The following is a 13,573-nucleotide window of genomic DNA, read 5'->3' as shown; positions in this document are numbered from 1 at the left end:
GTTCTCGTCTGTCGCGATCGTCTTGGCAAGTTAGATTGGTATTTCTTTACCCTGCTATTCTTATTAAAACCGGACTCTCAAGCAAAGATTTCAAACCTTTTGCAAACTGTAATGAATTGCAAGGATTTTCAATATTTTTTAATAATATATTGGGGTTGAGGTAGAAGATGGCTAGGTTTGTAACAGCATTGCCTCACATCATTCTTGAAAAAGTTGGGTTTTGTTTCTCAAACCAACCTCTAGTTTAACATGAAAATGTAGTTATAAACTATTAAGAATGCGATAAAAACCCAACAAGCTCAAAATATTATATTGCAGGCAATCAATGCGAATTTCAAAATCGGTCAGACTTTGATGAAAAGCCCCTAAAATTCGCTGGGGATCGGAGAAATAAAAGACGGATTCGGGGCAGAATTGGGTTTGGAGTTGAAAGGCAATTCCCAATTGCAATGGGGTTAATAGTTGTGCGACAATCGCAGAGTTTTCTGTGTACATTGCCAGATCGCAGACAGAACATAGCGCTGTCATTCGTCGTGCCGTTGCCAGCGATCGCGGCGGTTGATAGATGCCTCCCAACCAATCGATATAAGAAGTTTGTAGATTTTGCCCTCGGGAGATTGTGGCGATCGTCCCGAGGATAAAATTGTAATATTCGCTGTTGTTGCGATCGCGAAAAAGCTGATTTAAACTCCACAATAGCCAAGGATCGGGGGCAATGGGTTTCTGGGATTTTGCTTGTTTTTCCAGCAGATAGCGAATGCCATTTTCCGCAGCGTCCAACCAAGTTGAATCCTTTGTTAAACGATAAATAAACAGCAGGGCAAAAATAGCTTCCCCAGGATAAATATCGGAAACGAAATCTTTGATTTTTCCTTCAGGATAAGATTGTTTGTGAGCAATAAATTCGCCATTTTCTTGCTGGAGACTGCGGAGGCGCTTTCCTAATTCTAAAATCAGAGGAATATAGGGTTTATCTTGAGTTAATTGGGTATATTTGCTTAAGGCGATCGCAGCAAGGGCATTCCCTCCTAGTTTAATCCAGCCTTCTTCTACGATACAAGTCCCAAGTCCCGGTTCGGGACAAGTTTGAACGAACTGTAATAAATATGAAATAGCATTGAGTATCGTTTCTAAAAGCGCTGTATCTTTGGTTTCTTCATAAAGGTCTAATAGTGCATAGATCGTTCCGGCGTGATGTAAAATATTATATTTTTTGCCAGTTTTGTTATTTTGAGGGTTATAATTATAAAGGAATTCTCCTTCAATTCCTATTGTTTTTTCTAAATAGTTTCCGGCTGTTTTGGCTGCATCAAGAAGTAAATCTGGCGTGATTTTTTGAGGATTTAAAACGCGATGGCCGCGATAGAGAGAAATTAATTTCTTGCTATTACAAAAGAAACTGGTGCTATTAAAGCGATAAAGTGTTAATTGAGGTGATTCTAATAAACGCTGATAGACCTGCAAGCGATCGGGATGAGGTTCTAAATAAGCAATAATTTTTTTAGGGAGTAAGCGCTGTTGTTGATTGATTAATGTTTGTGCGACTAATTCTTCGGGTAAAAAGGCAATTTGCGAGGCTTCTTCAAAAGCCAAACCATACAAGCTGCGATCGAGTTTTAAAGGGTGTCGAGAGTTACGCCGTTGTACGCATAAAGATTCTTGTACGATATCGATTTTAAACCATTGCAAAGCATCTTCAGGACAACAAGATTGAATTTTCCCGATCGCCGATGCGATCGCGGCTTCAATTCCCCATCCCGTCCCCCAAACGACTTTCGCGGCTGTTTTGGTATTGCTGGCGGAGAAAAAAACAATGCGCGGATGGCGATCGCTTTGCAACTCTTGAGGCAAGGGAATATTTTCTTCGGTGGAGTCTAAAATTGAGAGAATATGTTGCGCGATCGCCGTTTGATCGGCAGCCGTTAAATAAAGCGAACTTTGCAAGCGATCGAACCAAATACTATCCATAATTGAGTATATCTTTTTCAGATTTTAGGATAATTTTCCAAGGTAGCCTCGGGGGGTAATTAACCAATTTTCATGTTGGTAGGTGCTGCAATTGCCAATAATAACTACTGTTAACATATCAATGGGAAATTTTAACATTTCCTCGAGGGTGGTGAGTTGGATATTTTCATCGGGACGATAGGCAGATTTAACCAATGCAACGGGAGTATTTCCCTGACGATATTGTAAGAATATTTGTTGCGCTTGGACGATTTGTTTTTGACGCTGACGCGATCGCGGATTATACAATGCTGTCACAAAATCCCCTTTTGCTGCCGCGTGCAAGCGTTTGACAATAATATCCCACGGTGTTAATAAGTCGCTTAAACTTATCGCACAAAAATCGTGCATTAAAGGCGAACCCACGCGGGAGGCGGCGGCTTGTAGGGCTGTAATTCCCGGAAATACCTGCACTTGTGGGATTTTGCCATCCCATCCCGTGGTTTTGAGTTCCTCCATCACCAACCCCGCCATCCCATAAATACCGCAATCTCCCGAAGACACCACAGCTACATTTAATCCCCATTCTGCCAAAGCGATCGCTCTTTGGGCGCGATCGCGCTCTCGCGTAATCGGAAAAGATTCCACAATTTGCCCCGGACGTTGCAAAGGTGTAATTAAATCGAGATAAAGAGAATAGCCAATAATCACATCAGCTTCCGCGACAGCAGCTCGGGCGGATAAGGTCATTTGTTCTAAAGCCCCCGGACCCGTCCCCACGAGAAAAAGTCTCCCCCCACGTCCCGTATATTCCCTTTCCGCCAAAGAAACCGCGATCGTCACCGCACCTTTAACCCCATCTTCCTTATAAACCTGTTTTTTCACCAATAAACTATTGGTTTTTCCCTCTTCCTGTTTCCCCTTCTCTAACTGGTGACTGGTGACTGGTGACTGGTGACTGATAACTGGTGACTGGTGACTGATAACTGATAACTGATAACTGATAACTGATAACTGAGAAGCGGCTTCGGCTACGCTAGGGGTTCCCACTTCGCGATCGACCACTTCTGAAGGAGTGGGGACATTGACGCTTTTTAATTCCTCGGCTGAAAAGGTGCGGAGGGGCAAATTTCGGTCTTGACAGAGTTCTAAAATTCCGACTTCATCGGCTTTAATGTCGATAGTTGCAATGCCGGCGATCGCGGCTTCGGCGAGATGGTTGCGTTGAAATACGGTTGCGATCGCGCGATCGATGAGTTCTTTTGCAGTCCCTCTTTCGCATCCCACTCCGACCCATAATAAGCGAGGATGCCACTGTACTTTAGGAAAGTCTGCATCGGGGTTAAAATTGCGCTGAGTAAACCCGATCCAGATGCGTCCCTTGGGGGTTGTTTCCCCGGTAAAATGAAAGGGATGATTTTCAGGGAGGGCTTTTTGCCAAAGCGTCGATCCGGCTTCTTGAATGACTTCTACGGGATATTGTTTGGCGATCGCGGCACTCACTCCCGTCCAATCTCCGCTCCCTTTTTGCCAGCCGAAAGGTTGTCCGAGAATATCAATTCCGGGTAGGTTTAAGCTGTGAGAGGCTCCGGTAATAATCGGTTTTGCGTCAATGGTTTGAGCAACGAGTCGGGTTAACGCATCCCCTCTGCCTTGATGTCCCCCGCACAAACTAATGATGAATTTTCCGGTTTCATCCAATACTAAAATTGCCGGATCGGTGCTTTTATCGTGCAGCAAAGGGGCAATTAAGCGAGTCACGGCTCCTGTTGCCAAGACAAAAACAAAGGCTTTGTAATCCTGCCAAATTGCGGTTAAATGTTCTTTTAACGTGCCTTGATAAGGTTGCACGTTTTCTAAACTTTCTAAACTTTGGGGAACGTAAAGAATTGTATTACTCGCTTGACAAAAAGGCTTTAAGGTAAGGACGGCGCGGGGAGTCGTCGCGATCGCGGCAATGGGTTGATAAGATGTAAATAACATCAATAATAAATTTTCCTGAATAAACCAAAGGCTCTTTAGGTTAACATGAGTTCGTTCGTTATTGGGCTTGAACCATCGAGAGATGGCGCATTAAATCCGCCATCTCCAAATGAGTTAGGGTTAAATATCTCTGCATTAGATCTATTTTTTGATAATCGTGTAGCCACTAACATATTTTGTTCCATCTGGTAATGATGTCCAGACCCATTCAACCTCTTCATCGTTACTGAGTTGGACGCTAATGACGCGATTTGCAGGGAGTGGGGAAGATGAGGTTAATATCGGTTGGGGGGCTGCAATGGTTTGCTTTTGATGATTTTTTATCATGGCGATTGATCGGGAGCGAGAGTCTACTTTTATTGTAGACAATTTCCGAGGGATTCGTGCGATCGCCGCAATTTGGGAAAATTGCTCTGTTATCGATTATTAGCATTTTCATCCTGCCAAACGATCGCCCCTTTAACGAGCCAAGTCATAAAATCCTCCCACCCTTGACGCAAAGCGTACAAGCGGGGAATCCTGCGTTTTTTTGTTGAACTGTCCTTTGGATATATTACGATCGCCTTCTTAAAGGATTTCAATTTCAACAATCATTATCATTAAATCATCGCTTTAGTTCGGCAATGATTATCGACGAGGAAAAAACCGAGCAAAATCCCTCTGAATTCTCACGATTTCTAAGGGAGTGCGTAAATCCTATATCAGTGCAAATCTCGGAAACAAGAGCCTCAATCATCCTCAAAAATTGTCAGGGTTTGAGGGTATCCTTGCTCGATTTGAATCGTAATCTCTCGGGCTTCTTCTTGTACGAGATCCTCGATGTAACCCGCTTGTGAAAGTCTAGCTTCTTGTCTGTTCGTAAAGGGTCCAAAGTAATAGATACAAGCCGGAACTTGAGTTTGGATTTTAACCCACCAAGGCGGTGTAACAGGAGGTGGGATAATATTCCCCTTGCGATCGCGAGACTCTTGTTGAAATTGAACGTCACGATCGCAAGAGCGATGAAAAGTTTTCTGTAGGGGCTTAAACATGATTTCTGCAATTTAAAGTTAATTAACCAGAACTTCTTTTGATAATTGTGAAGATGACTTGTAAGGAAACTGTGAGGTATGGGATGATAATTGAAGTTAGATAAGCAAATCAAAAGCAATCCGAACCTAACGCGATCGAACCGAATAAATTAAACTGATTGACCCTCCATTTTGGAGACCATCATGAAAATTCTGGTTGTAGAAGACGATCGCCGTCTAGCGCGATCTTTACAACTCTTACTTTCTACCTATCACTACGCCGTTGATATTGCCGAAGATGGCGAAGTGGGATGGCAAATGGCAGATATCTTTGAATATGACTTGCTGCTGCTGGATCTTTTATTGCCCCGCTTGGATGGCATCGGGCTGTGTCAGAAGATCCGCCAGAAAGGAGCGCAGACTCCCATCTTATTATTAACAGGACAAGGAGGAGGACGACAAAAAGCTAATGCGCTCAATGCAGGTGCGGATGATTATGTCGTTAAACCCTTTGATGTCGATGAATTGATGGCGCGAGTACAAGCGCTCTTGCGTCGCGGTAGCCCTCAAAAGCAACCGCTCTTGCAATGGGGCGCTCTTTCAGTCGATCCCAGTCGCCGAGAGGTCGCTTATCGCTCTCACTCCTTGTCGGTAACGCCCAAAGAATATGCCATCTTAGAGTTATTTTTGCGGTATCCTCACAAGGTATTTAGTGCCAGTGCCATTGTGGATCGCGTCTGGAGTTCTCTGGATTCCCCCGGCGAGGAAACCGTGCGGTTTCATATTAAGGAATTGCGGAAAAAATTGAAGGCGATCGCGGCTCCTCCGAATTTGATCGAGACGGTTTATCGGGTAGGCTATCGGCTGAACCCCTTGTTTGCCAATGCGATCGAGTCCCCAAGCGAGGAAAGCCGCGCGCGATCGCAAATTGCCGAACTCCAATTCGCCAATGAAAGTTTACGCTCTCAATTAACCGCATTGCAATTGACTCAAACCGGTCTGATCGAGAAGAATCAGGAGTTAGCTGTAGCCTGTCAGACCCTTGAAGAAGAACGACGGCAATTGCAGGCTGAAAATGAGGCACTGAAGCGGAAAATGGCTGCAACGTAATTAAATTTAACTTCACGTTTCCTCGACTCAAAATCGTTTATAAATTAAGTATAAAGTCCCATTTACTCCTAATTGTGGGTTTCCTGTGGAAGATCGAACCCCTCTGCCAATATTAGCGCGATCGAAGGCATCCTTTGAAATTGTGGCAATGGCTGCCTCGGCAGGAGGACTCAAAGCCTTCTCCCAACTACTGCCCGAACTTCCGGCACAGTTTCCGGCGGCCATTGTTATCGTGCAGCATTTAGCACCCCAATTCCGTTCCCTCATGGCAGAGATTCTCGATCGCCAGACCCCCTTGAAAGTCAAACAGGCAGAAGCGGGGGATATCCTGCAAACGGGAATTGTTTATGTGGCTCCCCCCGATCGCCATTTATTGGTCAACCCCGATGAAACCCTGTCCCTCACCCACACCGAGTTAGTGCATTTCGTGCGTCCTTCGGCGGATTTATTGTTCGAGTCCGTTGCTGCCAGTTACAAAAGCAAAGCGATCGCCGTGGTGCTTTCCGGGACCGGCACTGATGGAGGAATGGGGGTGCAGGCGATCGCCAAAATGGGCGGCATCGTCATCGCCCAAGATGAAGCCACCTCAGAGTTTTTCGGGATGCCCGATACGGCCATTCGCACGGGAGCGGTAGATTTTGTCCTCCCCTTAGCCGAAATTGCTCCCACTTTAATCAAACTCGCGATCGCCGAGGAGGGGAAAGCCTCCCCCCTTTAATGCCAAAGCCCTTAAACCGACACGATTATGCCCCCTTCTCCAGACCCAATTTTTGAAGAACTCCTCGAATACCTCCAGCGATCGCGAGGCTTTGACTTTACCGGTTATAAGCGATCGAGCCTGATGCGTCGAGTGCGAAAGCAAATGCTCGCCCATGATATCAACGATTTTGGTAAATATTTAGATTACCTGCAAGTTCGCCCGGAAGAATTTTTCCCCCTCTTCAACACAATTTTGATCAACGTCACGGCATTTTTCCGGGATGCTGCGGCTTGGAAATATCTACAAGGGCAAATTCCGCAACTCCTTGCCAATATCTCTGTCCGAGCGCCGATTCGCGTCTGGAGTGCCGGCTGCGCCTCGGGGGAAGAAGCCTATAGCATCGCCATCATACTCGCGGAAGCCCTCGGGATCGAAGAGTTTCGCCAAAGGGTGAAAATTTATGCCACGGATGTCGATGAAAAAGTCCTGCGTCAGTCTCGCCTCGCCGTTTACAGCCCCCAAGCCTTGGAAGCCGTCCCCGAGGAATGGCGCGATCGCTATTTTGAGGCGGTTAATGGCAATTTTGCCTTCCGCTCGGATCTGCGCCGAGGGGTGATTTTCGGTCGCCACGACCTGATGCAAGATGCCCCCATTTCCCGCTTGGATTTGCTGATCTGTCGCAACGTCCTGATGTATTTCAATGCCGAAACTCAAGCGAAAATTCTCGATCGCTTTCATTTTGCCCTCAACGATCGCGGTATGTTGTTTTTAGGCAAAGCGGAAATGCTCCTGACCCATCCCAATCTATTCACGCCCATCAGCCTGCAAAATCGCATTTTTCGCTGCACCCCCAAAAACAACCGGCGCGATCGGATATTTATGTTTCCCCAGAATCCCGATGAGAGCGGCGATAGCATTGAGGGGTATATGAATTTACAAGAATCTGCCTTTGATATTACCCCCTACGCCCAGATTGTTATCGATCGCAACAGTAATTTGATCTTGGCCAATGCGCGAGCCAGAGAGGATTTTGGTATCAACCTCCTCGATCGCGGGCGGCCGTTGCAAGATTTAGAGATATCCTACCGCCCCCTCGAATTGCGATCGCCCATCGAACAGGCCTACCGGGAACGCAAAGCGATCGTCGTGTCTGACGTAGCGCGTCACGGCATCAATGAACAAGTACAGTATTTAGACATTGAGATCTCCCCTCTCGAAGATCGGGAAAAACAAATCATCGGCGCAAGTATTATCTTGATTGAGGTAACCCAATACCACAACCTGCGAATCGAACTCGAGAAAACCAACCAAGATCTAGAAACGGCAAACGAGGAATTGCAGTCCAGCAACGAGGAGCTAGAAACCACCAACGAAGAATTGCAATCCACCAATGAAGAGCTAGAAACCACCAACGAAGAATTGCAATCCACCAATGAAGAATTAGAAACCATTAACGAAGAACTACAATCCACCAACGAAGAATTGCAAACCATTAACGAAGAATTGCGCCAGCGCACCAGCGACCTCGATCGCCTCAATGCCTTTCTCAACTCGATTTTGGCCAGTCTCCAATCCGGAGTCGCCGTCATCGATACTCAATTTCGCATCCTCAGTTGGAATCACGAAGCCGAAAATCTTTGGGGACTGCGGAGCGAGGAAGTCCAGGAACTTTCTCTCTTCGGTCTCGATATCGGGCTGCCCCTCGATAAATTGCGAGACCCGATTCTCACTTGCCTCAACGGAGACCGCGAGCGCCAAGAGTTAACCCTCGAAGCCGTCAATCGTCGCGGACACAAGATTCAATGCCGCATTAGTTTTAATCCTTTAGTGAGTCTCACGAAGGAGCGCCAAGGAGTAATTTTATTAATGGAGGAAATCAAGCCGTGAACGAACCTTTTGATTTAGATCGACAGTTACACGCCGCCCAAGCCCGATTGCAAGGGCTGCAAGACCGGGCAATGGACTCCCAAGATCCCTTGCAGCAAGAAGCGATCGCCGAACTTTCCATCGCCTTAGAAGAGTTACACGTTACGGCTGAAGAACTGCACGAACAAAATGAAGAATTGCTCGCCACGCGGGAAACCTTAGAATGGGAACGCCAGCACTACCAAAATTTGTTTGATTTTGCTCCCGATGCCTATTTGGTAACGGATGGAGAGGGCATCATTCAAGCGGCTAACGGTACCGCCGAAATGCTCTTGGATCTGCGCCGAATCCTGTTGGTGGGCAAACCATTAACCCAATTTGTGGTGAAACCGGATCATTCCCTCATCTATACGCAACTCGATCGCGTTGCTCAGTTTGCCCGACAACTGCAAAACTCTACTACCCAGTCCTCTCGGAATCCCTTCTCATCCCGTGGCAACCGAGTTGCTTTCTTTTTGCAAGATCGGGAAATTTCGTTACAACTGGGGCAGAAAACTTTTCCGGTTTCCCTCTCGCTTTCGGGAGAATACAATATGCACCGGGAATGGGTACTGAGTTGGGTCTTCCGAGATCTGCGCGATCGCCGACAAGCCGAAGCCAAAATCCAAGAACAAGCGACCTTAATCGATATTGCTTCCGACGCGATTTTTGTTCGAGATTTAGACGATCGGATTTTGTTCTGGAACAAAGGAGCAGAGCGCTTATATGGTTGGAGCGCCGCCGAAGCCCTCGGACAAAGCGAACTCGAACTTTTGCGATCGCCTCCTGCCAAACTGGAAGTCGGACTGAAAACCGTCCTAGAAAAAGGCGATTGGCTCGGAGAACTCCCGCAGATCGCCAAATCCGGCCAAGAAATTCTCGTGGCCAGTCACTGGACTCTCGTACGGGATGAGTCGGGACACCCCCAATCCTTCTTGGTCGTCAATACCGATATCACTGAAAAGAAACAACGCGAAACTCAGTTTGCTCAAATCCAACGGCTGGACAGTCTCGGGAAACTGGCAGGGGGCATCGCTCACGACCTCAACAATGTTTTTACCCCCATCCTCACCCTCGCTTGCGTTCTCCGTCAGGGACAGCATGGCTTGGATGCCCGAGGTCATGAGGAATTGCAACTAATCGAGGAAAGCGCCCAACAAGGAGCTAAAATGGTCAAGCAAATCCTCACTTTTGCTCGAGGAGATTCGGAAAGTCGAACTCAAGTGAACCTCGTCACTCTCTTACCCGAACAGATCGACGCGATCCGCCCGAGTTTCCCCCCATCCATCACCCTTGATTTAAACTTAACAGAGCCGCCGCGATCCCTCGGAGGAGTTTGGGTCGATCCGACTCATTTAAATCAGATCCTGACCAATCTCTGCATTAATGCTCGGGATGCCATGCCCGAAGGTGGAATTCTCTCGATCTCTGCGGAAAATCACTGGGTTGATGAAACGATCGCTGCGACCAATTTGGAAGCGCAGCCCGGACACTATGTCCTGCTGACGATTGGCGATACCGGCACCGGCATCGATCCGACTGTGCGCGATCGCATTTTTGAACCGTTTTTTACCACCAAAGAATTCGGGCGAGGAAGCGGGTTGGGGCTGGCGATCGTTGCGGGCATTGTCAAAAACTACGGCGGTTTTATCCAAGTTTTCAGTGAAGTCGGCTGGGGAACGCAAGTGAATCTCTTTTTACCTATTACTGTCGCTCCTCCTGCTGAAGATTCTCCCCGCGAGGACAATGAAGCCCGAGAACAGTTTAACGGCAATAGAGAGCGGGTTTTGATTGTGGATGATAATAAGGTGGTGCGAGGAGTGACCCAAGCCCTACTCGAAAATCACAATTACACGACCCTAGTTGCTCGCGATGGTGTCGAAGCGATCGCAATCTACACTCAATATCAAGAGGCGATCGCCTTGGTCATTGTCGATATTATGATGCCGGAAATGGGGGGAATTCCTTTAATGCAAACCCTGAAAACTTTGAATCCCCAGATTGAAGCGATCGCCATTAGTGGCTTGCCGAACAACCGAGAACCCGCTTTAGCCGCAGGATACAAGTTTTTTTTGACGAAACCCTATCCCCCCGAAAATCTCTTGAGCCATGTTTGCAGTTTGCTAAAATTAACAGATTGAGCAATCTCTCCTCTTAAATACCCATTATTGCATTTTCTCATCCCCCCCAAACCTAAAAATTGTTTATAATACGAGAAGATGACAAGAATACTAAACAGATCGCAACCATGAGTCTTAAAGATCGTCTGACGGACAATATTAAAACAGCAATGAAAGCCAAGGATAAAATTCGCTTGGAAACGATTCGCAGTATCAAAAAAGCTGTCCTTGAAAAAGAAGTTAGCGTGCGTCCGAGCGGACAAGAAACCCTCACAGAAGAACAAGAACTCGACATTTTAGCCCAGCAAGCCAAACAGCGTCGCGACTCGATCGCTCAGTATCGCAATGCCGGACGAGACGATCTCGCCGATAAGGAAGCGCAAGAATTAGTCATCATTGAAGAATATCTTCCCCAACAATTATCGGAAACGGAATTGAGCGCCATTCTTGATGAAATCATCGCCAAAGTTGGGGCAACTTTACCTAAAGATATGGGAAAAGTTATGGGTTTGGCTATGAAACAACTGAAAGGAAAAGCCGACGGGAAAAAAGTGCAAGAAATGGTTAAGGCTAAATTGAGTTTGGGGTAATTACTGTCCCAAGATTAACGCGATCGCGAATCATCATTATCTTTAACAGTGACGCGATCGCGCAATTTTCAAACTCAGGAAAATCACCGGGACGATCCCCACCAAAATAATCGCCAGTGCAGGGGCGGCGGCTTCTACCAAACGCTCGTCGGAGGCGTATTGATAGACTCGGATGGCTAAGGTATCAAAGTTAAAGGGACGAATCACCAAAGTGGCAGGAAGTTCTTTCATGACATCCACAAACACTAACATCGCTGCCGTTAATAATCCTCCCGACATTAAAGGGGCGTGAACTTTAATCAGGGTACTGGTCGGGGAATGACCCAAACTTCGTGCCGCATCGTCTAAACTGGGTTGAATTTTCCCCAAACTGGATTCGACAGTATTAAAAGATACGGCTAAAAAGCGCACTAAATAGGCAAAAATGAGGGCAGCGATCGTGCCGCTTAATAAGAGTCCTGTAGAGATACCAAAATGCGATCGCATCCAAGCATCGATCGCATTATCAAATCGTCCGATAGGAATGAGAACCCCAACCGCAATCACCGATCCCGGCACAGCGTATCCCATCGCAGCGATACGGACGGAAAAGGACATGGCAAAATTCTTTTGCAATCGTTTTCCATAGGCCATCACGAGAGCAATAATGACTCCAAAAACTGCCGTTAAAACTGCTAAAATCAAGCTATGAGAGGCTAAATTCCAAAAATTGCGACCGAGGGTGCTTTCCGGACGATTTAAGGTCATTTCTAACAAGACTCCCACAGGGAGTAAAAAGCCAAAAATAACGGGAATGCTACAGGATATTAAAGCCATCCCTGCACGCCATCCCCGCAACAGATAGGGTTGAAAGGGTTTCGCATGATTGGCAGTTTGATAATATTTTGCTTGACGACGCGATCGCCGCTCCAAAGCAATTAAAATCAGCACAAAGGTTAACAGTACCGCCGCCAACTGTGCCGCCGCCGTATGCTCTCCCATCCCCAACCAAGTCCGATAAATTCCCGTCGTAAAGGTGGAAATCCCAAAAAACTGCACCGTACCAAAATCATTTAAAGTTTCCATTAACACCAGCGCTAATCCGGCGATAATAGAGGGACGAGCGAGAGGCAAGGCAACTCTCACAAAACTGCGCCACGGATTACAACCCAAGGAGCGACTGGCTTCGAGGGTGCAAGTACATTGCTCTAAAAATGCTACGCGAGCTAATAAGAACACATAAGGATAAAGAACGAGGATCAGCATGGCGATCGCGCCTCCCATCGAGCGAATGTCGGGAAACCAGTAATCTCCGACACTGTTCCAGCCAAAAATATTGCGTAAAGTCGTTTGGACGATGCCGTAATAGTCTAAAAATTCGGTATAAACGTAAGCCAATAAATAAGCTGGCGTTGCGAGGGGAAGCAAGAGCAACCATTGCAGCCAGCGACTCCCCGGAAAGCGACACATGGTGCTTAACCACGCCGTCCCCGTCCCGATCGCGAAGGTTCCCAGCCCTACCCCCACCATTAAAATGAAAGAATTCTTGAGATAGTCTGGCAATACTGTCGTTGCTAAATGTCCCCAAATTTCTCCTGAATGGGCGAAAACACTACTAAGAACAACAAAAATGGGAGTACAGATCGGGATAGCGATCGCGGCAACTAACAGCGTCCAGCCAAAATTTCCCAAAGGAAAGACGTTGCGAGCAACGCCTAATAGGGATTTCCGGTTTTTCAAAAAAGGGAACGATGAGGACAATTTGACTTAGGCTCCAAAATCCTTTACAAAGTTTTAATGAGAATAAGTTTCAATTAACTTCCTTTCAATTTAGCATACGCCAGAAAAAAATAAAATATAGGGATTTACCTTCAGAGGTGACAAGGCGGCTAAAAAGCAAAGAGGACAAAGGATTTAGCAAATGCCCTCAAAAAAGAATAGAGTTGTCTGGACGGACAACTCGAAAAAAGAAATGTTTCCACACCCATAACATATGAAAGTCGAGTGCGGAATCTACAAGGATTTTTACACTTTAGGCATTGAACCGAGACAGCCTCAATTTTACCTCTCAATACTTTTCGCCATGATTGTCCTTTTCTCTGGGATAATATTCTCGATCTTGATTATTTACCCGATGAAGATGAAGCAAAATTTTAACTGTTTAATAAAGCTATTACGGGTCTACCGAACTTAGTATGTAAAACTAAGTTGAGAAAAGGGCATCCAACC

At 46.4% G+C, this 13,573-nt stretch carries 11 protein-coding genes; 5 read left to right on the top strand and 6 right to left on the bottom strand.

The window, feature by feature from the left end:
* Positions 1-261 precede the first annotated feature (261 nt).
* The 5 genes from AC6RV6_RS25175 to AC6RV6_RS25155 form a co-directional block, all read right to left on the bottom strand.
* Positions 262-1,968 carry a glycoside hydrolase family protein gene (locus AC6RV6_RS25175; protein ID WP_500243637.1) on the bottom strand — a complete coding sequence of 569 codons (1,707 nt, stop codon included), beginning with the start codon at positions 1,966-1,968 and terminating at the stop codon, positions 262-264.
* A 24-nt stretch (positions 1,969-1,992) separates the two neighbouring features.
* Positions 1,993-3,930, bottom strand: a complete 1,938-nt coding sequence (gene cobJ, locus AC6RV6_RS25170; RefSeq protein WP_500243636.1) for a precorrin-3B C(17)-methyltransferase — start codon at positions 3,928-3,930, stop codon at positions 1,993-1,995.
* A gap of 141 nt (positions 3,931-4,071) precedes the next feature.
* The gene (locus tag AC6RV6_RS25165; RefSeq protein WP_500243635.1) at positions 4,072-4,257 is read right to left on the bottom strand and encodes a hypothetical protein; all 186 of its coding nucleotides are present in this window, start codon (positions 4,255-4,257) and stop codon (positions 4,072-4,074) included.
* An 89-nt stretch (positions 4,258-4,346) separates the two neighbouring features.
* A complete protein-coding gene (locus tag AC6RV6_RS25160; RefSeq protein ID WP_500243634.1) occupies positions 4,347-4,517 on the bottom strand; it encodes a hypothetical protein in 171 nt (56 codons plus the stop codon).
* A 141-nt stretch (positions 4,518-4,658) separates the two neighbouring features.
* Entirely contained in the window at positions 4,659-4,961 is a 303-nt protein-coding gene (locus AC6RV6_RS25155) for a DUF1816 domain-containing protein (RefSeq protein WP_500243633.1), read from the bottom strand.
* A gap of 183 nt (positions 4,962-5,144) precedes the next feature.
* Between AC6RV6_RS25155 and AC6RV6_RS25150 the strand changes: the two genes are divergently transcribed.
* The 5 genes from AC6RV6_RS25150 (at position 5,145) to AC6RV6_RS25130 (ending at position 11,365) form a co-directional block, all read left to right on the top strand.
* A complete protein-coding gene (locus AC6RV6_RS25150; protein ID WP_500243632.1) occupies positions 5,145-6,050 on the top strand; it encodes a response regulator transcription factor in 906 nt (301 codons plus the stop codon).
* 148 nt (positions 6,051-6,198) lie between these two features.
* Positions 6,199-6,768, top strand: a complete 570-nt coding sequence (locus AC6RV6_RS25145) for a chemotaxis protein CheB (RefSeq protein ID WP_500243655.1) — start codon at positions 6,199-6,201, stop codon at positions 6,766-6,768.
* A 27-nt stretch (positions 6,769-6,795) separates the two neighbouring features.
* A complete protein-coding gene (locus tag AC6RV6_RS25140) occupies positions 6,796-8,637 on the top strand; it encodes a CheR family methyltransferase (RefSeq protein ID WP_500243631.1) in 1,842 nt (613 codons plus the stop codon).
* A complete protein-coding gene (locus AC6RV6_RS25135; protein ID WP_500243630.1) occupies positions 8,634-10,796 on the top strand; it encodes a PAS domain-containing hybrid sensor histidine kinase/response regulator in 2,163 nt (720 codons plus the stop codon). The genes AC6RV6_RS25140 and AC6RV6_RS25135 overlap by 4 nt, the downstream gene beginning before the upstream one ends.
* A 107-nt stretch (positions 10,797-10,903) precedes the next feature.
* Positions 10,904-11,365: a GatB/YqeY domain-containing protein gene (locus tag AC6RV6_RS25130; protein WP_500243629.1), complete on the top strand. Its 462-nt coding sequence runs from the start codon at positions 10,904-10,906 to the stop codon at positions 11,363-11,365.
* Positions 11,366-11,407: 42 nt separating this feature from the next.
* On the opposite strand, the gene AC6RV6_RS25125 is transcribed toward AC6RV6_RS25130, so the two are convergent.
* The gene (locus AC6RV6_RS25125) at positions 11,408-13,084 is read right to left on the bottom strand and encodes an ABC transporter permease (protein ID WP_500243628.1); all 1,677 of its coding nucleotides are present in this window, start codon (positions 13,082-13,084) and stop codon (positions 11,408-11,410) included.
* Positions 13,085-13,573 lie beyond the last annotated feature (489 nt).

It is taken from the genome of Spirulina sp. LEGE 11439 (assembly GCF_059821285.1).
Note: the sequence above shows the minus strand (reverse complement) of the source record. Positions and strands in the feature narration are given on the sequence as shown.